Here is a 20,721-nt window from a genome sequence, read left to right on the forward strand (position 1 = left end):
TTTATATTAAAAAAACTTAGCTACATACTTTGTTATACTATGTATTTTGTTATACATTAGCATTATGAATGAAACTTTTGTAACAAACTGGAAATCACAGGTAAAAAAAGGCACTTTGACTTTTATTATCCTGAATGTACTCAAAAATCACGAGTACTATGGCTATGAGCTTATTGAACAAATAAGAAGACATACCGAAATAGAAATAGCAGAAGGAACATTATATCCTTTAATGAATCGATTAAAAACCGAAGAATTAGTAGATTCTAAATGGGTGGAACAGGAAACCGGAATTCCACGAAAATATTATTCATTAACCGAAGCCGGAATAGAAACTTTAAGTCAGATGAATATTTACTGGGAGAATCTGGAAAAATCAATTAAAAAAATCATTCAATGAGAATAGAAGACATCAAATTCGAACAAAAAGCTTCGCAACGAATTTATAATGATTACATGAAACGTATCAGGAAAGCAACAGTTTCATTATCAAAAATAAATCAGGATGACATTTATATGGAATTTAACAGCCATATTTTTGAAGCGATTCAACAAAAAAACGAGCAGAATGAATTAGATTCTCTTTTAGACATTATAGAAAAACTAGGTTTTCCTGAAGAAGTTTTAAAACCTCTTATTGCTGACAAAAAACTAGAACAGGCAACAAAAACTTTTAATCCTGTTCATGTGTTTAAAGCTTTGATATTAAACTTTACCAATGGCATTTCGTACATCTTTTTCTTTGTTTTATATCTTTTTCTATTTGGTTTCGTCTTCTTGATTTTTGCAAAAATATTTTATCCGTCCCTTGTTGGTCTTTATATGAAAAAAGATTCTTTTTCTGTTTTTGTACTGGGAATAATCAACTCCGAAGATCAAATTAAAAACCAGACTTACGAAGTTCTGGGCAACTGGTTTATCCCGGTAATGTTATTATCAATCGTATTTTTTTATTTTCTTATAACCCTATTACTAAAGTTCAAAAAATCAATCAATCAAAAAACGCTATTATGAAAAAAATTATTACTTGTTTATGCGCTCTTATAGTTACGAGCACTTTCTCACAAACTTTCAATACCAAAAGACTGGACAGTTTATTTGCTTTGCTGGAGAAAAATAATAAATTCATGGGAAGCATTGCTATTGCTGAAAATGGAAAAACAATTTACACCAAATCAATTGGTTTTGATGATATTGCCAGTTCGAAAAAATCCAGTATAAATACAAAATACCGAATTGGTTCTATCTCAAAAACATTTACTGCATCTCTTATTTTTAAAGCTGTCGAGGAGAAAAAAATCGATTTAAACCAAACTATCGACAAATATTTCCCGACTATAAAAAATGCAAAAACCATTACGATTTCCAATTTATTAAATCACCGAAGTGGTATTTATGATTTTACCAGTAATCCGGATTATTTAAAATGGAATACACAACCTCAATCCAGGGCTAAAATGACAGAACGAATAGCCGCAGGAGATGTTGTTTTTGAACCCAATACAAAAGGAAAATACAGTAACTCAAACTATATTTTATTATCTTATATTCTGGAAGATATTTACAAGAAATCGTATGGCGAAATTCTAAACTTGAAAATTATCAAACCTTTAAAATTAAAAAATACTTATTTGGGAGGAAAAATAAATTTAGAAAACAACGAAGCTTATTCTTATACTTTGTCAGGAAAATGGGAAAAAGAAACTGAGACAGATATGTCGATTCCACTTGGAGCCGGAGCAATCGTATCTAATCCTACAGATTTAAACCAATTCATTGAAGGTCTTTTTGCCGGAAAAATTGTTTCAATCGAACATTTAAATGAAATGAAAACTATAAAAGACAAATACGGAATGGGAATTATGGAGCTTCCCTACTTCGAAAGAAAAAGTTACGGTCATAATGGAGCAATCGATGGATTTAGATCTCTTTTGGATTATTTTCCGGAAGAAAAACTAGCATTAGCCATAACTTCAAACGGAGCAATGGGTTACGACAATAATAGTGTTTTATTATGCGCTTTAAGTTCTTATTTTAACAAACCGTTTACAATGCCGGTTTTTACCAGCATTACTGTCACTGCAGAAACTCTTGATCCTTATTTGGGAACTTATGGCAGTGCGCAAATTCCGTTAAAAATAGACATTACTAAAAAAGACAACATATTAGTCGCACAAGCAACCGGACAACCTTCTTTTCCTCTTGAGGCAACTGCCGCCAACATTTTTAAATTTGATGCCGCAGGAATTATTTTAGAATTTAATCCTGATAAAAAAGAAATGATCTTAAAACAAGGCGGAAAAGAATTTACATTTAATAAACAATAAACAGAAAATTTAAATGATAAAAAAAGCTGGTTTCTAAATATAGAACCAGCTTTTTTTATTTCTAAAGACGAACACATTCTTGTTTTAGGAATCTGTTTTAATCTTCTTAATCGTTTTATTATTTAAACCAAAAGGCTTTAATCTATGATTGAGATTTGCTAAAATATAATCTTGTTCTACAGGGAATTTTTCAGCTATAACTTTGTAATGCTTTAAAAGTTTTTTATCTTCTACTCCATTTAATGCCTGCAAAGTGGTATGAATTACTCTATTCGAACTATCATTAAGACCCGCAATAAAAGTATCCATATAATCACTTTTATTTTTCAATCCTCCCAACGAATAAAAAGCACTAATCCTGATACTTTCGTTTTCATTGCTCACAAACGGAACAATAATTTTACCATAATCAAGATTCATTTCTTTTAATAAATAAGTACAAAAAAGAAAAGTCTCATCGTCATTAATATTTTTAATATTTGATTTTATGGTATCCAGCCAATCTAAACTTTTATCTTTTGCATACCAGAATACTAATTGAAAAACATCTAATAAGCTTTTGTTTGCAAAATCCACCAAATAAGAATACGCTCTGTTATAATCAAATTTTACAAGAACCTGAAGTATTTTTTTCTGAATCTCATCAGAACTTAATTTATATTGTTCTTCTAAAACATCAAGATCACCTGACTCAATTGTTTCTTTTTTTAAGATTCCGGTCAGGCATTCCATTTTCGTTTCATAATCATCCGAAGAAAAATATACTTCCAAAATATAACTTACACTTCCTCCCAACGTGTATTGAAACAAATCTGGTTTATCTGTTATTTCATTTTCAGGGATAATTTCATCAAGCCATCTTTCGTACCAATCTAAAAAATTTGATTCAAAAGCAAAAAAAGGCTTTTGCCTGTCAAGATCCACATTAACAATTTTTCCTTTAAATTTACCATTTAAAACAAGCGCAGAACAATACGAACAACCTTGTGAACCAATTGGTAATAATCCTGAAAATATTTTACCTAACTCAATATTAAAATCTTCATTAGAGATATCCTCATCTTCTTCGATATTTTTATTTAAATCATCCCAAAATTCATTGGTCATATCCGGAAAAATTTTACAATCTTCCCTTAAATATACTTTGGTATTTTCATCGATAAACTCATCTGTGTTTTTTCCAAGAGGATAAATTCCATATGAAGGTCCTGCGGCAGAATCTGCATATGAAATACCTCCATTACCAATATGAAGTAAAAAAGCTTTATAACTCTCCGGAAGCTTTATATCATATTCATTTTCAAAACTTAAAATTTGGTTTGGAGTTACGGTATCTCCTAAAATATATTTATGGCTTTCAGCACCAAATACTTTTAAATTTTTATCTGTATTTTTTGCAATAAGCAACTTACTTTTAATTCTCTCTATTTGATTTAATTCATTCATTATAATTGTAAATCTTCCTTTAATATCCCGTAAATGTAAATACATTATATTTTTAAAACAATTAAAGATATCAAACAAAAAAGCCAGTTTCAAATAAAGAAACTGGCTTTTTTTATATGTTTAAAATATGATTTTTTACCTCTCACATTTTACAAAAATCATTTAACTATCCTATAAATATGCTTAAAATATAGTAAACCAAACCAGCTAATATAGCCGAAATAGGAATTGTCAATATCCAGGCCCAAATTAAGCTCACGGTAACTCCCCAACGAACGGCAGAAACACGTTTTGTCAATCCAACCCCAATGATAGAACCTGTAATGGTGTGTGTTGTACTTACCGGAATTTTTAAATGTTCAGTAAAATAAAGCGTTAAAGCTCCAGCAGTTTCAGCAGCAACACCTTCAAACGAAGTTACTTTTGTGATTTTAGAACCCATTGTTTTTACAATTTTCCATCCACCACTTAAAGTTCCCGCAGCAATTGCAGAATAACACGCTAACGGAATCCATCCCGGCATTACTCCTTTTATTCCTAAATCATCATTTGGCAATACAACATCTAACCACGAATCCATATGAACACCCGGATTTGTATTGATATAAACTGCTACAGCAGCAGCGATAATCCCCATTACTTTTTGCGAATCATTTCCTCCGTGTCCTAAACTAAAAGCAGCAGAAGAAAGTAATTGCATTTTTTTCAAAGCAGCATCTGCCTGATGTAAGTTTAAACTACTAAAGATCAAACAAAATGCACTTACTGTTAAAATAATAAAAGCAACTAAAAACCATTTAATATTGTGCGGATCGAAAGCTACACTCCAAAAATGAGAAGCGAATCTAGGCTTTTCAATATCAGCATAAGGAACCATTAAACTGCTAACCAACCAAACGGTAGCAATCATTAAAGCCACTGTAAATATCTTAGGACCAATAACTTTACGAGAAGCATTTAGCAACCAGATCGATATTAAATAAGAAGCAAGCGCTCCTAATAAGGGTGCCAGAACAATAAACGCAATAATAATAAGAACTCCTGAAGGCATTCCGCCATCTTTTCCTGCCTTATACCAGCTTACGATTTGATACCAATAATGCGTAGTTCCATCTGCGTCTACATAACCTGAAAAACCATGTACAGCAATAGCATGAGCAACTGCAGCTCCGGCAAAACCACCAATTAAGGTATGAGATGAACTTGAAGGAATTCCTAACCACCAAGTCAATAAATTCCAACAAATTGCTGCAATAACACCGGCAAGGATAACAACAAGATTAATCTCCATGGTGTGCGCTGTTTTTGCGACAGTATCTGCAACACCAAATCCGAAAACCCAATAAGCCAAAAAGTTAAAAAATGCTGCCCAAAGAACCGCCTGAAAAGGCGTTAAAACCTTTGTAGCAACAACTGTTGCAATAGCATTTGCCGCATCATGAAAACCGTTGATGTAATCAAAAATTAAGGCTAATACTATAATAATTATAAGTAGCGTCATAAATTATAACTTCAGAATGAAATAAATTGAATTTAAGAATGTTTTACAGAAATAGATTCCAGTATATTCGCAACGCTCTTACATTTATCTGTTGCTGATTCTAAAACAGACAATACTTCTTTATATTTAATAATATTTTTAGCATCTGTTTCGTTTTCAAAAATTTCAAAAACTGCTTTGTTATAAACGTTATCTGACTTGTTTTCCAGTTTATTGATTCTGGCGCAAGCATCTTTTATGACTTTGAAATTCTTTAAATTTCTTAATTCTTTTACGGCACTATCAATGTTTTGACAAGCTTCAAGATTAATTTCTGTCATCTTTCTGATTGATTTTGTAATCTTATCAACCTGATACAATCTCATTCTGCTTGCTGCTCCGTGCAAATAATCTGCTACGTTATCAATAGAAGTAATTAATGTATGAATATCCTCTCTATCAAACGGAGTAATAAAGTTTCTACTCAATTCCAGATTGGTTTGACGCGTAATGTCTTCTCCTTTTTGCTCTAATTCATCAATTCTTTGAAAAAGGACTTCTCTTTCTTTTAATGGAAGATTTACAGCTTCGTGTAAATTAGAAGCTAATTCAATTAAATTGCTTGAAGCTTCTTCAAAAAGTGGAAAGAATTTTTTGTCTTTCGGCACTAAAAATTGGAAAATACTGTTTATTGACATTTTTATATTTTTGATAGTGCAAAATTACTTCATTAATACTTTACAATGTTAAGCCATTGTTAACAAATCGTTTTCAATTTGGAAACTGTCCAGGAATTCCACAGTCTTTTTAATGTCGTAATGTAAGATTCTATCTTCCTTTACAAGAGGAACTACCTCCCTGTAACTGCTTAAAAACATCTCTATAAAATCACTTGATTTCAATGGTTCTCTATAAGCAATTGCCTGTGAAGCATTCAACAATTCAATTGCCAGAATACGCTCTAAATTCTCTAAAACACGCAATGCTTTTGTTGCTCCGTTTGCTCCCATACTTACGTGATCTTCCTGCCCGTTACTTGACACAATACTATCTACGCTTGACGGAGTTGCCAATTGCTTGTTTTGACTTGCAATACTTGCTGCAGTATATTGCGGAATCATAAATCCTGAATTTAATCCCGGATTATCTACTAAAAATGCCGGAAGATTACGCAATCCGGAAATTAACTGATAAGTTCTTCTTTCAGAAATACTTCCTAACTCTGCCAATGCTATTGCCATAAAATCTAAAGCTAAAGCCAAAGGCTGACCGTGAAAATTTCCTCCGGAGATTATCTGATCTGCTTCTATAAATATATTTGGATTATCAGTTACTGAGTTAATTTCGGTTTTAAATACTTTTCGAACATAATCGATTGCATCTTTTGAAGCTCCGTGAACCTGCGGCATACAACGGAAAGAATACGGATCTTGTACGTGTTTTTTCTCCTGAGCAATAATTTCGCTTCCTTCAAGAAATTCATTAATACGTTGTGCCGTAACAATTTGCCCTTTATGCGGACGTATATAATGTATCAATTCATTAAATGGTTCGCTTCTTCCGTCAAAACCTTCAAGCGAAATCGTCCCGATTAAATCAGCCAGATACGAATATTTATACGCTTTTATTAAAATATAAGCTCCGTAAGCACTCATAAATTGTGTTCCGTTTAATAATGCCAAGCCTTCTTTTGACTGTAAAACAATTGGTTCCCAACCAAAATGTTTCAAAACTTCGGCTGAAGCCACTTTTTTACCTTCAAATAAAACTTCACCTTCTCCTAATAAAGGCAAAGATAAATGTGCTAATGGTGCTAAATCTCCTGAAGCTCCTAAAGAACCCTGCGTATAAATAACAGGTAAAATATCATTGTTGTAAAAATCAACCAAACGATTTACAGTTTGCAACTGAATTCCCGAATGTCCGTAACTTAAAGATTGAATTTTAAGCAAAAGCATCAATTTCACAATTTCGGCAGGAACTTCTTCTCCGGTTCCGCATGCATGTGATTTTACCAGATTTTCCTGAAGCTGAGATAAATTTTCATTCGATATTTTTACATTACAAAGTGATCCAAATCCCGTATTGATACCATAAATAGGTTCAGAATGTGAAGCCATTTTTTTATCTAAATAATCACGGCACTTCTGAACATTAACTTTAGCTTCTTCTGATAATTCAAGCGTTTTTTGATTTACTATAATTTCTTGTAGCGCTTCTAAATTTAAGGTTTCAGTACTTATGTAATGGATTTCTCTCATGATGTTTGTATTTTAAGAGACCAAAATTCAACAAATCAATATTAAAAAGCAACATTTGTTCATAATAATTAAAATTTAGCCATTTTGGCTTCCTCTCCGTTACTTATTCCATAATCCTTATCAGGCAAAAAATCAGCTTATTATTTGTAAAAAATGAATATTAAATTTTATTGTAAAAACCAAAACATTTTTCCTACTTAACATATAGGATAAAATCTGTTATTTTTAATCGCTTTTACCATCAATCAAGGCTTTATTGAATTTAGTCATTTCATGAAACAGCCTTAAATATATGAATAAGTCAGATTTAGAGTTTTAATTTTAACAAATACTCAATATTAATTTTCTTATATTTAAAATATTAAAATATTCGTAAAAAGGTCTTTAGGTTTTTTAGCTTTTATAAAAAACTGTACTTTTGAAAAATCAAAATGAAAAGTAACAGCGCAAAATATCAATCTTCAATGACAGCTCAAACCAGAGTTGCAATTGCTGCTGCAACAATTTCTACTACTACAACAACTACTACCCCTTAGGGGTATACATTTTACATATAAATCCTGGTTATCTATACTTTTTTCTTTAAAAGAAGAGAGTTATTGGATACATAAAAAACATTCACAAAGAAAAAAAATAGTCGCAGTTTTCAGTTTCAGTTCACAGTTGATAACGTTTGAACCTTTGTTACTCAAAATCTTTGCACCTTATTAAAAAACACAAAAATGAAAGTATTAAAATTTGGCGGAACTTCGGTTGCCAATGCTCAAAATATAAAACTCGTTCTCGACATTATAAGCCAGAATTCTAAACAAGATAAACTAGTAGTAGTTGTGTCCGCTTTAAGCAAAGTCACTGATTTATTGCAGTTGGCAGCAGCAAAAGCAGCGGCAAACGATGAAAGCTTTAGAGATATCGTTGCCGAAATCGAGAAAAAACACCTCGATACCTTAAAAGATTTAATTCCGGTAAGCGAACAAAGCAGTTTGTTAAGTCACGTAAAAAGAATTATCAATCACTTAGAAACTTTATTGGATGGTTGCTTTTTATTAGGCGAATTATCTCCAAGAACCGCTGATACAATTTTAAGTTTTGGCGAATTACTTTCCTCTTATATCATAGCGCAGGCTTATAAACAGGTTGATAATAATGTTTCTTATAAAGACAGTCGCGAATTAATAAAAACCAATAACAATTTTGGTAAAGCAGTTGTAAACTTTGAAGTTTCGAATAATTTGATTCAGGAATACTTTGCAGAGAATCAATCAAAAATTAATATTTTACCAGGATTTATAGCCTTAACTCTTGACGGAATTACCACTACTTTAGGTCGTGGAGGATCTGATTATACTGCAGCAATAATTGCAGGAGCGCTGGATGCGGAACAACTTGAAATCTGGACTGACGTAAACGGAATGTTTACTGCAAACCCTAAAATTGTAAAACAAGCGCAGCCTATTGCAACAATTTCGTATCAGGAAGCGATGGAATTATCGCATTTTGGAGCAAAAGTGTTGTATCCGCCAACGATTCAACCCGTTTTAAGAAAAAATATTCCAATTTTAATCAAAAATACTTTTGAACCGGAAGCTGAAGGAACTTTAATTTCCAGTCAGGTTTCATCTACAGATACTGTCGTAAAAGGAATCAGCCATATCGATAATATTTCGTTAGTAACGCTCGAAGGTCCCGGAATGATTGGAGTTGCCGGTTCGTCAAGACGTTTGTTTGAAGTATTGTCTCAGGAAAAAATCAATGTTATTTTTATTACTCAGGCTTCTTCTGAGCATTCGATTTGTATCGGAATTTTAAATTCTGACGCTGAAAATGCCGAAGCTGCGATCAACAAAGCTTTTGAAGTAGAGATTTTACAAAACAAAATCGATCCGTGTATTGTCGAAAAAGACCTTTGCATAATTGCTTTGGTTGGTGAAAACATGAAAAATCACCAGGGTTTAAGCGGAAGAATGTTTAGTACTTTGGGTAAAAACAACGTAAATATCCGTGCTATTGCGCAAGGAGCTTCTGAACGTAATATTTCGACTGTAATAAACGAAAGAGACGTTAAAAAAGCATTGAATACATTGCACGAAAACTTCTTTGAAGAAAACACCAAACAGCTGAATTTATTTGTAATGGGAGTTGGAAATGTGGGCGAAAAATTCATCGAACAAATTCACAATCAAAGAAAGTTTTTAAAAGAAAATCTAAAAATTAATGTTCGTGTAATTGCTTTGTCAAACTCAAGAAAAATGCTTTTTGATGAAGACGGAATTTCACTAAAAGACTGGCAATCGGCTTTAGACAAAGGCGAACACGCGATTCCAACAGAATTTATCGCACGCGCCAGAGAACTGAACTTACGTAACAGTATTTTTGTTGATATTACAGCAAATGCAAGCGTTTCTGAAATGTATGAGAAGTTCTTAAAAGAAAGTATTGCCGTTGTAACTTGTAATAAAATTGCCTGTTCATCTGCTTACGATAATTATAAAAAACTTAAAAGTTTATCTCGTCAATACAACGCTCCGTTTTTATTTGAAACGAATGTTGGTGCGGGATTACCTATTATAGATACGGTAAAAAACTTAATTGCTTCTGGCGATAAAGTGCATAAAATTCAGGCGGTTTTATCAGGAAGTTTAAACTTCATTTTCAACAATTTTGATAAGAATAATTCTTTTCATGATGTTGTAAAAGAAGCCGGAGTTCAGGGATTCACAGAACCGGACCCGAAAATTGACTTAAGCGGAATCGACGTTGCGCGTAAAATCTTAATCTTAATTCGCGAAAGCGGTTACGAAATGGATATTGATGCCATCGCAAACGAATCGTTTTTACCAGCGGATTGTTTAGAAACCACTAATAACGAAGACTTTTTTGCATCTTTAATCAAACACGCCGCTCATTTTGAAGGAATTTATGAAGAAGCATTAGCCAAAGATTCAAGATTGAAATACGTTGCTCAATTCGAAAACGGAAAAGCAAGCGTAGGCCTTCAATTCATTGCAAAAGATCATCCTTTCTATAACTTAGAAGGAAAAGACAATATCGTACTTTTCTACACAGATCGTTACGTAGATCAGCCGTTATTGATCAAAGGCGCAGGCGCCGGAGCAGCCGTAACCGCTTCAGGAATTTTTGCGGATGTAATTAGAATTGGAAATAATTAAAAAAAGGTACAAAGGCTCAAAGGTGCAAAGGGACAAAGTTAAAAACCTTTGAACCTATGAACCTTTCTCGCTTAGAACCTTAAAATAAAAAATATCGAGCAGCAAAGCCTTTGTTCCTTTGAACCTTTGTCACTCTGAACCTATAACAAAAATGACACAAATAAAACTATTTTGCCCGGCTACAATTGCGAATCTTTCGTGCGGATTTGACGTACTTGGACTTTGCTTAGACAATGCGGGTGATGAAATGATTGTTCGAAAAACAGATCAAAAAGGAGTTCGTATTACTAAAATTGTGGGTGCCGATTTACCTTTAGAAACCGAGAAAAACGTTTCGGGTGTTGCGGCTTTAGCGATGTTAGAAGCTTATGAAAGAGATTTTGAATCGATAAATTTTGGGTTTGAAATCGAAATCTACAAAAATATCAAAGCCGGAAGCGGAATTGGAAGCAGCGCTGCAAGTTCTGCCGGAGCCGTTTTTGGGATCAATGAATTATTAGGACAACCTTATTCCCGTAAAGATTTAGTACAATTTGCCATGCAAGGCGAAAAATTAGCCAGCGGAAACGCTCATGCTGACAACGTTGCTCCCGCCCTTTTGGGTGGTTTTACGTTGGTAAGAAGTTATGCTCCGCTTGACATTATCAGGATTGATAGTCCGGAGGAATTATTTGCAACGGTGGTTCATCCTCAAATTGAGTTGAAAACATCTGATGCGCGTTCGGTATTAAAACAAACCGTTTCCCTAAAAAGTGCCATCATGCAATGGGGAAATGTGGGCGGATTAATCGCAGGTTTATACACCAAAGATTATGATTTGATAGGAAGATCGCTTCATGACGAAATCGTTGAACCTCTAAGAAGCGTTTTGATTCCGGGTTTTGATTTAATCAAAAAAACGGCTCTTGAAAATGGCGCTTTAGGTTCCGGAATTTCAGGTTCAGGTCCGTCGATTTTTGCTTTAAGCAGAGGAAAAAATACCGCAGACCAAATCGCAAAAGCGATGAGCGATGTTTACGAAAATATGAATTTGCCGTATGAAATTCACGTTTCGAAAATTAATCCGGATGGCGTAAGAATTTTGTAACACTAATTTCACGAATTTACACAAATTGGCTTGTGGAATAAATCGAAAAAAAGAATTAATTAAACGAATTTACAAGTCGCAATTGTCAGACTGAGCGAAGTCGAAGTCCCGCATAGTATGGCAAATAAAATTTGTCATTTCGACCGGAGGGAGAAATCACACTCGTAAATCGACAAAGATTGGCGACTTTCTGTGCGGCATTTCTAGTGCGATTTCTCCCTCTGGTCGAAATGACAAAAAAGCCGAATAATAATAATAATAATAATAATAGACATCACCACAAAGCCTTGCGATCTCTGCGTTTTCAAAAGAAACAATTTCCTTGCGCGCTCTGCGGTTAAATAAAAACAAACTATTGGAATTTAAAAAATTGAAAAATGATTACAGAAAAGTCTATTCTCTATACTCTATTCTCTTTTTTCTAAAATTTAAAATCTAAAGTCTAAAATCTAAAATAAACCATGAAATACTACAGTTTAAACCATAATGCACCAGAAGTTTCGTTTAAAGAAGCTGTGATACAAGGATTAGCGAGTGATAAAGGATTGTATTTCCCTCAGACTATTACGCCTTTAAATCCTGCATTTTTTAACGTAATCGAAAATCTAAGCCACAACGATATTGCATTTGATGTGATTCAGCAATTTGTAGGCGATGAAATTCCAGAAGAAAATTTAAGAGAAATTATCGCCGAAACTCTAAGCTTTGATTTTCCGGTGGTAGAAGTCGAAAAAGGGATTTATTCACTTGAATTATTTCACGGACCTACAATGGCTTTTAAAGATGTTGGCGCGCGATTTATGTCACGTTGTCTGGCGTATTTTAATAAAGACAAAAAAGACAGTAAAAATATCGTTTTGGTAGCGACTTCGGGAGATACTGGCGGAGCTGTTGCAAGCGGATTTCTTGGCGTCGACGGTGTTGATGTTGTGATTTTATATCCATCAGGAAAAGTGAGCGATATTCAGGAAAAACAATTGACGACATTAGGAAAAAACATAAAAGCACTTGAAGTTGACGGTGTTTTTGATGATTGCCAGGATATGGTAAAAAAAGCGTTTCTGGACGAGACTTTAGCGCATAAAAACCTCACATCGGCAAATTCTATTAATATTGCGCGTTGGTTGCCACAAATGTTCTATTTCTTCTTTGCTTACAAAGCTCTTAAAAGCCAAAATAAACCGTTGATTTTCTCTTGTCCAAGCGGAAACTTCGGGAATATCTGCGCCGGAATTATGGCAAAGAAATTAGGTTTGCCAATTGAACATTTCGTTGCTTCTACAAACGTAAATGATACGGTACCAAGATTTTTAGAAAACGGAAAATACGACCCAAAACCTTCTAAAGCCACAATCTCAAACGCCATGGACGTTGGAAACCCAAGTAACTTTATTAGGATTCAGGAATTGTACAACAATGATTTAAAGGCTTTCGAAAAAGACTTCTCTTCGTACAGTTATACTGATGAAGAAACACTGGAAGCTCTAAAAAATATTTATAACACAAACGGTTATATTGCAGAACCTCACGGCGCTGTTGGTTATTTAGGTTTGAAAAAAGAATTACAAAAACACGAAAATGCGATTGGTGTTTTCTTAGAAACGGCGCATCCTATTAAATTTCTTGATGTAGTTGAACCTGCTTTAGGAATTACACTTCCGATTCCAGAACAAATTGAAAGTGTTATTAATGAGGAGAAAGTTAGTGTGAAGATTTCTAGTTATAAGGAATTGAAGAGTTTCTTGGGCTAAACAATTTGTTTTATAAAAATTTAAAGTCACCGATTAAACAAATTACTTTGTATAATCGGTGCTTTTATAATTAAATTCCCCTCATTTTATAAATCATAATATTTTATTCTATCTGTTTTATTTTATAGTTCAATTGCATTAAAATCACAAAACAAACAATTATGCCTCTATTTAAAAACGACATAACGGATTATCTTAAAATGCATGAAATAAATTTTGAATATATTTCACATCTTCAAGATAAGACAATAACTTTTAAATGCCCTATTTGCAATATACGATTTTGTAATAAATGGAATAGCTTTAAAAAGAAGAGCAACTACAATTGTGAAAATTGTAAAAAAATTGCTGATTTTAATAATCTAAATTTAGGAACATTAATTAAACTCTATTCATTAGAAGGAACAGATGGTCGAACCAGGCCACATATCGATTTTAATTGTTTCAAATTAAATCATTTGAATGAAAAAGTTCGTTTGGAAAATCTATTTTCAAGAAAAGTTTGTCCAAAATGTAATTATGCGGTTATTACATGGACTCAAGATGAAATAATCAAATTAATATTTGATCACAAATATGAATTAATTGAAGAACTCATCCCTTCAACAAATGCAAATACTACAATCATAATACAAGATAAAAGCAATTATTATTACATTACAACTCCACACCAATTAAATCAAAACATAAAGAACAATATTCATTTAAGTCCATTTACACCAAACAAGTTTAAAGCTGAAAATATTAAAAATTGGATAAAACTAAACAAACCGGAATATATTATCTTAAATGATGATACAACACTTTTAAAATCAAAAGCAAATACAAAACTAAGATTTAAATATATTGGAGATCAAATTCCATTAGATATAGATCCTGAATTTGAATGTATGTTTAGTAAATTTAAATCTGGTCAGGTGCATCCATATTTTAGTGAAAGAAGCAGTGGAGAAAGATCTATCAAAAAAACATTGGAAGATTTAAAAATTAACTTTCAGTATCAATATCCTATTTATTATAAGAACCAAAATTTTAAATTTGACTTTGCAATTTTAAATGGAAAAAAAGAGCCTACTTATTTTATTGAATATCATGGTAAACAACATTTTAGACCTGTAGATTATTTTGGTGGAGAAAATACATTTATAAAACAACAAAAAAGTGATTCTTTAAAAAAAGAATATGCAAATTCAATTAAAGTTAAGTTTATAGAAATCAAAAAAGAAACATTAAATGAATTTCATACAATATTAGAAAATGAAGGTATACTACTAATTAAAATCGAAATTCTCCCCTGATATAAATTCAAAAACCACTTGGGATGCTCTCGATAGCAAGGGAAAGTTTTTTTAACTTATAATAATGATTAAAACAAAAAGGATATCTTGACTTTAGATATCCCTTTGTTTTAATAATTATTCCAAAGTCAAATCTTCTTTATCAACCGAAAAAATATCCATTAAATAATTTTCAATACTTGGAGCAAGGATTTTATAAAGCGGTAACTTTTCTTTAGGTATGTCGTTTTCTGAAATACTTAAAAAATGTATTACTGCTACTGGTACATTTAAAACTTCGCTAAGTTTTTCTAGTGTCTCTGATTGAGGCTTAAAAGTACCACTAATAATCTGTGATAACGCAGTAGGGCTTTTGCCAATTAATTTAGCAACTTCTACTTGTTTCATATTTCGTCTTTTGATTAAAAGTTTAATTACTTTACCTATTTCCATAATAAAATTATTTTCATTGAAACATGGATGCAATAGCTACACCTGTAGTTATTACGTCCAATAATTTAAACGCTATCTGAAGCTTTTCTTCCTTTGTTTTTGCTTTTGGAATTTCTTCTTTTAACAATATTAACAATTCTCTTGTAACATCATTCATCTCAACATTTAATAGAGCATTATCTATTTGAGATATAATCTCTTCATTACTATTTTTCATTTCTTTAATATTTTAATTTAAAAATCTAAAATATTAAGGTCTAGAAAACCATTCAAACCTTAATTCGCCTAAGCTGCTAAAGAAAATGAATGATATTCGTCATCTAAGTTTTTGAAATGAAAACTATTTATTTTTCTAAAAAAATCTCTTTTATTTAATGCACACTTTTTAAAACAATTGGATATAGAAATTATTATCTTGTTTAAGATTTTTAATTCAAAAACAGTGCGATTAATTGTCTCCTCTAATTCTTCAATTCTCGTGAAATGAGTCCAAAGTAAATCCTCTAAACCAATAGTATATTTGAAATCGAAATCACCATTTATAATATAGTTCTTCAGATTTTCTAAACTCTGTTTACGCTGTGAATAGTCACGGTCTACTACCTCTCTTGTAGATCTATAAATACTATCATAAATATCATTATAACAAACACTTCCGTTTATAATTCTTTCAACTTCATTACTTATTTCATCCTTGAGAATACGACTTTTTGCTACATCATATTCGGCAAAAGATTGCAAGGTTTCATAATGTTCTAAATTTTTAAAACTTTTATAAAATTTAAAATTATCAAATTCACTCTTTCTTGATTTTGGAACAAAATGATCCACATCCCAAGACTTTGATACCCCTAATTCCTTATATTTTGGAGTAAGTGGTAAATAAAATGAAGAATTAATCTTCTCGAAATATTTTTGTGAACGAACAAACTCTTGTAATTCATTCCAACTATTAGACATTCCGCTACTATTGACTGACGGAGAAAGTTTTAATGATTTTTCATTAATATTAAAATCGATAACTGTAGCCAAATTTTGCCATTTAGAAAACAAGTTATTTGATTCCTCAATTTTTGAACTTATTGAATTGTATTTCTTACATTCTACAGAGGTTTTACTAAATTGAGATTGAATTTTTATTGTATTAGAAAATTTCTCAGCTACTTTTAATTGAGCAGTAAGTCCAGAAGAGAAATTGATAATATTTTTAAATAAATTATTCATGCAGCAAATTTAAGTCAAACTTAAATAAAAAACAAATTTATTTAAGTTTATTTGTTTTAAGTAAAAAAAAAAACATCCAAATGTGAATATAACATTTAATAACGCGAGCGTCCCGGTCGTAAATACAAAGAAATTCAAAAACCAATTAGAACGGGCACGAGCGAGACGCTCATTATAGCAATAGAATACAAAAAAAAGAGACCTCAGCAAAGGTCTCTTCTCAATTTAATATATTTTCAAAAAAATTATTTCTTATCAAGTAATTTTTCCAAATACTCAACTTTATCTTTTTCAGCTTGCACCAAACGTTCGTAAAGTTCAACTACTTTATCTAAAGGATTAAAAGTACAATTGAAATTACCTGTCGTAGTCGAAAGCGTACCATTATCTTGAATGGTATTTCCAATAATATTAAAAACCGCTTCTTCCGAAAAGCTCTTAATTGCTTCAGCAGATACTCCAAGAACTTTTGCTATCTCAATTAATCTTTGTTCTTCTACAGTTTCGCTGTTTTCAATAGCCGAAATAGTCTGCTGACTTATTCCTAAAGCTTGTGCCAGTGCTTCCTGTTTCATATCTTTAAGCTCTCTGATACGGCTTATATTTCTGCCGATATGTTTTGGTTTTATTGCTGTACTCATAATTCAAAGATATTTAAAATTCTCAAACGAAAATTAGTTTAGGTAAAAAACAAACCCTTTTTGTAAGATACTCTTTTCATAATTTATATAAATTGACAAATTCAGCTTTATCCCAAAACACAAAAGATTAGGCTAAAGCTATTTTCTAATGTAATTTTACATTTTACAATTTACATTTTTCAAAAATATATGATTACAAAAGCAACATTACAAGACATTCCATCATTAACAACCTTAATAAACTCTGCATATAGAGGAGAAACTTCTAAAAAAGGCTGGACTACAGAAGCGCATTTATTAGAAGGAAAAAGAACCACCGAAGATGAATTAAAGGAAATCATTTTAGACTCTAAAAATACATTTCTGAAATTTACAGACGACGACAAAATTATTGGATCGGTTTTATTGGTCGAGAAAGAGCATCAATTATATGTGGGAATGTTAACGGTTTCTCCTGAATTACAAAATGCTGGAATCGGGAAAAAGATGTTGGCAGAAGCTGAAACTCATGCCAAAACTTTAGGATTGTTTACGCTTAGTATGACGGTTGTTTCGGTTCGTTCAGAACTTATTGCCTGGTACAAGCGTCACGGTTATGTGGAGACTGGCGAAAGAGAACCTTTTCCTTCAAGCGATATTCATATTAATATTTCTGATAAGCCTTTGGAATTTATCTTTTTAGAGAAGAAGATTTAAGCTTTTTTTTCAACCATATAAGTGATATAAGTTCATTTAAAAGCAGAAGTGAAAATGCATCAGGAAATTTGAAGTTATATTAAAATATTGAGTAAATGAACATAAGTCTTTTCACTAAAAAAAATACTACAGCCTCTATTTGGAGCGGCGGATTGACTTATGAATATATGATCTTTCCGGAAACAGCAAATTACATTGATAGAGATTTTCTATTTAGAATCAGCAGCGCTACAATAGAGAAAGTGCCTTCAGAATTTACCAAATTTATGGGTTATTATCGATATTTGGTTATGCTTGATAACAGCTTAGATATTGAGGTAAACAAAGAAAAAAAGATATATAAGAAATACGAAATCATGGAATTTAGTTCTAATGATGATGTGACTTCTTATACAAAAGGCATTGATTTTAATTGGATGGTTTCTGAAAAAATATCCCATCACAAACTGAAAATAGCCAATAGCAACCAGAATTGTAATGCTCAAATAATAATTTTATTCTCTATTGATACAACAGCTATTAAAATTAATGAGAAACCGTACAATCTAAAACGGTATGATTTATTAGTCATTGAAAATCCGGAAAAGAAAAATATAATGCTTGATTTGTCTAATAAATGTCTCTTTGGACTATTAGATTTTTAATCTACGCGAAGATTCGCTAAGTTTTTTTAATCTCGCAAAGTCGCAGAGTCGCAAAGAAAAATAAAACTTTGCGCCTTGGCGACTTTGCGAGATTGTTTAAATACTAAGTTTTAGACGCACGTTCTTTTAATCTTCGATAAAAATTCGTGCGAAACTCCAAGATAGGAAGATAAATTTCTGTTATTGATTTTATCCGCTTTTTGCGGGTGTTTCTCAATAAACTCCAGATATCTTTGTTTAGAAGTTTTGTTTAACACATCTATAAGTCTCTGTTGAATAGCAATGTTTGCTTTCTCGACCATGATGATGTGAAACTGGATTAACTTGGGTACTTGTTCAAATAATAATGTTTTGTTTGTTTTGCTTATTACCAGGATTTCGCTGTCTTCAATTGCCTTTATATTGTAGGTTGTTGGCTTTTGATGATAGAAACTTTCGAGGTCACACATCCATTCGTTTTCAAACGAAAAGAAAATTACACTTTCGGTGCCGTTATCATTCAAAATGTAGGTTTTGAAAGCACCTTTTAAAATAAAGCCTTCATAAGAACTGTTTGAATCCTGAATTTGCAGGTATTCATTTTTTTTGAGTTTGATAAACTCGGCTTTTTCAACAACAAATTTCCATTCTTTATCTGTTAACGGAATTTTGCGTTCAATACTTGATCTGAGGGTGTTGTACATGTGTTTTTACTTTTATTCTTACTCGGGGGCGTAAGTTTTGAATTAATTAAAAAATAATGTAATCGATTACGTAAAAGTACCCTTTTTATGCGTTTTTGTAAATTAACAACTGTTAAAAAAAGACTTTTAATCAATTTATTTTCAAATTATTGAACTTGTTCAACTTTTTAAAGTTTTTTTATAGTCAGTTTTGCACTGTTAAATTAATATAAACCCCCAATTTATTATTATGAAAATTAAATCAACACTTTCAATGTTCCTACTAACATTGATTTTAGGTTTTACAGCGTGTAACACCGAAGAAGTTGCTTCGTCAAACAACGAAAATGCTATTACTGAAACAACTACACCAACTTCTGGTAGTTCAACAGCAAAAATTGGAAACTGTTCTGAAGTTCCGGGATGGGCTTCACAAAACGGAAGTGTAACCGGTGGAGGATCTGCTGCTGAAACAACTGTTACTACTTACGCTCAGTTGAAATCTGCAATCGAAAGCAGTTCTGTAAAAGTTATCAAAGTTAGCGGTACTATTACTGTTACTACAAGATTATCATTGCAAGACCAGACTGGTAAAACTATTTATGGTGCAAATGGCGCTAAATTAGTTTCGACTAACCAAACGAAAGATGCGTCTGGTATTATCAACATCAAAAGATGTAAAAACTTAATCATCAGAAATCTTATTTTTGAAGGACCTGGTGCTTATGACACTGACGGATGGGATAATGCAATCTTAGACGAATGTACAAATGTATGGGTGGATCACTGCGAATTTAGAGATGGTGTTGATGGAAACTTTGACATTAAAAACAAATCTGATTATATCTCAGTTACTTATTCTAAATTTCATTATCTAAAACCGCCAAAAGCAGGAGGTTCTGGAGGATCAGACGATCATAGATATTCTAACTTAATTGGTTCAAGCGATGGTGCAACTGCAGATCGCGGAAAATTAAGAATTACTTTTGCTCGTTGCTGGTGGGCTCCCGGATGTAAGGAAAGAATGCCAAGAGTACGTTTTGGAAAAGTGCATTTAGTAAACAATTTCTTTAACAGTACAGTTAGCAACAAATGTATTGCTGCTGGTTTTGAAGCTGATCTTCGTGTTGAAGCAAACGTTTTTGAAGGTGTAAAAACACCAATCGATTTAATGACAGGTTATACAGCGGTAACTGCTGTTGATAACATTTTTACAAATACAACAGGAAACCAGGCAGGAAGCAAAACTGCTTTTACTCCTCCTTATTCAATTGTAAAACTTAGTAATACTGCTGTGAAAGCTGATGTTTCGGCTAATGCCGGAGCTACTTTAGGTGGTAATATTTGCGGATCATTTTAATGAATGACGAGCAGAAAAAAAACATGAGTTAGTTTAGTTTTTTTTTATTTAACCATATAAGTTATATAAGAAAATTTAAGTCATTGGGCTTATGATTTCTTAAATTACTTATATGGTTGTTTTTTTATTGGTGATTTTTTTGCCATAAAGACACAAAGACGCTAATTTTTTTACATATGTTAGACGCACTGCTGTGCGTCTCTACGGAAAAAACCTTTGTTGCTTTGAACCTTTCTTACTTT

At 32.1% G+C, this 20,721-nt stretch carries 19 protein-coding genes; 10 read left to right on the top strand and 9 right to left on the bottom strand.

What is annotated here, in order from left to right; genetic code table 11:
- The first annotated feature begins 64 nt into the window (after window positions 1-64).
- The 3 genes from BXU01_RS02595 to BXU01_RS02605 are packed head-to-tail and all read left to right on the top strand — an operon-like array spanning window position 65 to window position 2,327.
- The gene (locus BXU01_RS02595; RefSeq protein WP_083691562.1) at window positions 65-400 is read left to right on the top strand and encodes a PadR family transcriptional regulator; all 336 of its coding nucleotides are present in this window, start codon (window positions 65-67) and stop codon (window positions 398-400) included.
- Entirely contained in the window at window positions 397-1,014 is a 618-nt protein-coding gene (locus BXU01_RS02600; RefSeq protein WP_083691563.1) for a hypothetical protein, read from the top strand. The genes BXU01_RS02595 and BXU01_RS02600 overlap by 4 nt, the downstream gene beginning before the upstream one ends.
- A complete protein-coding gene (locus BXU01_RS02605; RefSeq protein ID WP_123773914.1) occupies window positions 1,011-2,327 on the top strand; it encodes a serine hydrolase in 1,317 nt (438 codons plus the stop codon). Before BXU01_RS02600 ends, BXU01_RS02605 begins: the two co-directional genes overlap by 4 nt.
- 84 nt (window positions 2,328-2,411) lie before the next feature.
- Here BXU01_RS02605 and BXU01_RS02610 read toward each other — a convergent pair whose 3' ends face one another.
- The 4 genes from BXU01_RS02610 to hutH form a co-directional block, all read right to left on the bottom strand.
- Entirely contained in the window at window positions 2,412-3,818 is a 1,407-nt protein-coding gene (locus BXU01_RS02610; RefSeq protein ID WP_255373691.1) for an SMI1/KNR4 family protein, read from the bottom strand.
- Window positions 3,819-3,939: 121 nt separating this feature from the next.
- Entirely contained in the window at window positions 3,940-5,274 is a 1,335-nt protein-coding gene (locus BXU01_RS02615) for an inorganic phosphate transporter (RefSeq protein ID WP_083691566.1), read from the bottom strand.
- Between the two features lie 32 nt (window positions 5,275-5,306).
- Window positions 5,307-5,951, bottom strand: coding sequence for a DUF47 domain-containing protein (locus BXU01_RS02620; RefSeq protein ID WP_055098081.1), 645 nt, complete (start codon window positions 5,949-5,951; stop codon window positions 5,307-5,309).
- A 48-nt stretch (window positions 5,952-5,999) separates the two neighbouring features.
- A complete protein-coding gene (gene hutH, locus BXU01_RS02625) occupies window positions 6,000-7,514 on the bottom strand; it encodes a histidine ammonia-lyase (protein WP_083691567.1) in 1,515 nt (504 codons plus the stop codon).
- Between the two features lie 722 nt (window positions 7,515-8,236).
- Between hutH and thrA the strand changes: the two genes are divergently transcribed.
- The 4 genes from thrA (at window position 8,237) to BXU01_RS02645 (ending at window position 14,820) form a co-directional block, all read left to right on the top strand.
- On the top strand, window positions 8,237-10,684 hold the full coding sequence (thrA, locus tag BXU01_RS02630) for a bifunctional aspartate kinase/homoserine dehydrogenase I (RefSeq protein WP_083691568.1): 2,448 nt from the start codon (window positions 8,237-8,239) through the stop codon (window positions 10,682-10,684).
- Window positions 10,685-10,835: 151 nt separating this feature from the next.
- Window positions 10,836-11,771 carry a homoserine kinase gene (locus tag BXU01_RS02635; protein ID WP_083691569.1) on the top strand — a complete coding sequence of 312 codons (936 nt, stop codon included), beginning with the start codon at window positions 10,836-10,838 and terminating at the stop codon, window positions 11,769-11,771.
- Between the two features lie 461 nt (window positions 11,772-12,232).
- Window positions 12,233-13,522, top strand: coding sequence for a threonine synthase (thrC, locus tag BXU01_RS02640; protein WP_083691570.1), 1,290 nt, complete (start codon window positions 12,233-12,235; stop codon window positions 13,520-13,522).
- Window positions 13,523-13,683: 161 nt separating this feature from the next.
- Window positions 13,684-14,820, top strand: coding sequence for a hypothetical protein (locus BXU01_RS02645; protein WP_083691571.1), 1,137 nt, complete (start codon window positions 13,684-13,686; stop codon window positions 14,818-14,820).
- A gap of 117 nt (window positions 14,821-14,937) precedes the next feature.
- Here BXU01_RS02645 and BXU01_RS02650 read toward each other — a convergent pair whose 3' ends face one another.
- From BXU01_RS02650 to BXU01_RS02665, 4 genes are all read right to left on the bottom strand, one after another.
- Complete coding sequence (locus BXU01_RS02650) at window positions 14,938-15,252, bottom strand: helix-turn-helix domain-containing protein (protein ID WP_083691572.1); 315 nt, start codon at window positions 15,250-15,252, stop codon at window positions 14,938-14,940.
- A gap of 13 nt (window positions 15,253-15,265) precedes the next feature.
- Window positions 15,266-15,469, bottom strand: a complete 204-nt coding sequence (locus BXU01_RS02655; protein WP_083691573.1) for a hypothetical protein — start codon at window positions 15,467-15,469, stop codon at window positions 15,266-15,268.
- Window positions 15,470-15,537: 68 nt separating this feature from the next.
- Window positions 15,538-16,476 (bottom strand): hypothetical protein, encoded by a 939-nt coding sequence (locus tag BXU01_RS02660; RefSeq protein WP_083691574.1) that lies wholly within the window; start codon window positions 16,474-16,476, stop codon window positions 15,538-15,540.
- Window positions 16,477-16,721: 245 nt separating this feature from the next.
- Entirely contained in the window at window positions 16,722-17,117 is a 396-nt protein-coding gene (locus BXU01_RS02665; RefSeq protein WP_083691575.1) for a helix-turn-helix transcriptional regulator, read from the bottom strand.
- A 189-nt stretch (window positions 17,118-17,306) separates the two neighbouring features.
- Here BXU01_RS02665 and BXU01_RS02670 point away from each other — a divergent pair, with 189 nt between their 5' ends.
- On the top strand, window positions 17,307-17,813 hold the full coding sequence (locus BXU01_RS02670) for a GNAT family N-acetyltransferase (protein ID WP_083691576.1): 507 nt from the start codon (window positions 17,307-17,309) through the stop codon (window positions 17,811-17,813).
- 95 nt (window positions 17,814-17,908) lie between these two features.
- Window positions 17,909-18,457, top strand: coding sequence for a HutD family protein (locus BXU01_RS02675; RefSeq protein WP_083691577.1), 549 nt, complete (start codon window positions 17,909-17,911; stop codon window positions 18,455-18,457).
- 110 nt (window positions 18,458-18,567) lie between these two features.
- On the opposite strand, the gene BXU01_RS02680 is transcribed toward BXU01_RS02675, so the two are convergent.
- The gene (locus BXU01_RS02680; RefSeq protein WP_083691578.1) at window positions 18,568-19,140 is read right to left on the bottom strand and encodes a Crp/Fnr family transcriptional regulator; all 573 of its coding nucleotides are present in this window, start codon (window positions 19,138-19,140) and stop codon (window positions 18,568-18,570) included.
- Between the two features lie 229 nt (window positions 19,141-19,369).
- Here BXU01_RS02680 and BXU01_RS02685 point away from each other — a divergent pair, with 229 nt between their 5' ends.
- Window positions 19,370-20,479 carry a polysaccharide lyase family 1 protein gene (locus BXU01_RS02685; protein WP_083691579.1) on the top strand — a complete coding sequence of 370 codons (1,110 nt, stop codon included), beginning with the start codon at window positions 19,370-19,372 and terminating at the stop codon, window positions 20,477-20,479.
- The last annotated feature ends 242 nt before the right edge of the window (window positions 20,480-20,721 follow it).

Origin of the sequence: [Flexibacter] sp. ATCC 35103, from assembly GCF_001975985.1 — a bacterium.
In the GTDB taxonomy this organism is placed as follows: Bacteria; Bacteroidota; Bacteroidia; order Flavobacteriales; family Flavobacteriaceae; genus Flavobacterium.

Bases quoted from the DNA above. Each gene is read 5' to 3' on its own strand.
- BXU01_RS02680 (WP_083691578.1), bottom strand. From the start codon at position 19,140: ATGTACAACACCCTCAGATCAAGTATTGAACGCAAAATTCCGTTAACA.
- thrC (WP_083691570.1), top strand. From the start codon at position 12,233: ATGAAATACTACAGTTTAAACCATAATGCACCAGAAGTTTCGTTTAAA.
- thrA (WP_083691568.1), top strand. From the start codon at position 8,237: ATGAAAGTATTAAAATTTGGCGGAACTTCGGTTGCCAATGCTCAAAAT.
- BXU01_RS02620 (WP_055098081.1), bottom strand. From the start codon at position 5,951: ATGTCAATAAACAGTATTTTCCAATTTTTAGTGCCGAAAGACAAAAAA.
- BXU01_RS02615 (WP_083691566.1), bottom strand. From the start codon at position 5,274: ATGACGCTACTTATAATTATTATAGTATTAGCCTTAATTTTTGATTAC.
- BXU01_RS02685 (WP_083691579.1), top strand. From the start codon at position 19,370: ATGAAAATTAAATCAACACTTTCAATGTTCCTACTAACATTGATTTTA.
- BXU01_RS02635 (WP_083691569.1), top strand. From the start codon at position 10,836: ATGACACAAATAAAACTATTTTGCCCGGCTACAATTGCGAATCTTTCG.
- BXU01_RS02600 (WP_083691563.1), top strand. From the start codon at position 397: ATGAGAATAGAAGACATCAAATTCGAACAAAAAGCTTCGCAACGAATT.
- BXU01_RS02660 (WP_083691574.1), bottom strand. From the start codon at position 16,476: ATGAATAATTTATTTAAAAATATTATCAATTTCTCTTCTGGACTTACT.
- BXU01_RS02645 (WP_083691571.1), top strand. From the start codon at position 13,684: ATGCCTCTATTTAAAAACGACATAACGGATTATCTTAAAATGCATGAA.
- BXU01_RS02655 (WP_083691573.1), bottom strand. From the start codon at position 15,469: ATGAAAAATAGTAATGAAGAGATTATATCTCAAATAGATAATGCTCTA.
- BXU01_RS02675 (WP_083691577.1), top strand. From the start codon at position 17,909: ATGAACATAAGTCTTTTCACTAAAAAAAATACTACAGCCTCTATTTGG.
- BXU01_RS02595 (WP_083691562.1), top strand. From the start codon at position 65: ATGAATGAAACTTTTGTAACAAACTGGAAATCACAGGTAAAAAAAGGC.
- BXU01_RS02610 (WP_255373691.1), bottom strand. From the start codon at position 3,818: ATGTATTTACATTTACGGGATATTAAAGGAAGATTTACAATTATAATG.
- BXU01_RS02650 (WP_083691572.1), bottom strand. From the start codon at position 15,252: ATGGAAATAGGTAAAGTAATTAAACTTTTAATCAAAAGACGAAATATG.
- BXU01_RS02665 (WP_083691575.1), bottom strand. From the start codon at position 17,117: ATGAGTACAGCAATAAAACCAAAACATATCGGCAGAAATATAAGCCGT.
- hutH (WP_083691567.1), bottom strand. From the start codon at position 7,514: ATGAGAGAAATCCATTACATAAGTACTGAAACCTTAAATTTAGAAGCG.
- BXU01_RS02605 (WP_123773914.1), top strand. From the start codon at position 1,011: ATGAAAAAAATTATTACTTGTTTATGCGCTCTTATAGTTACGAGCACT.
- BXU01_RS02670 (WP_083691576.1), top strand. From the start codon at position 17,307: ATGATTACAAAAGCAACATTACAAGACATTCCATCATTAACAACCTTA.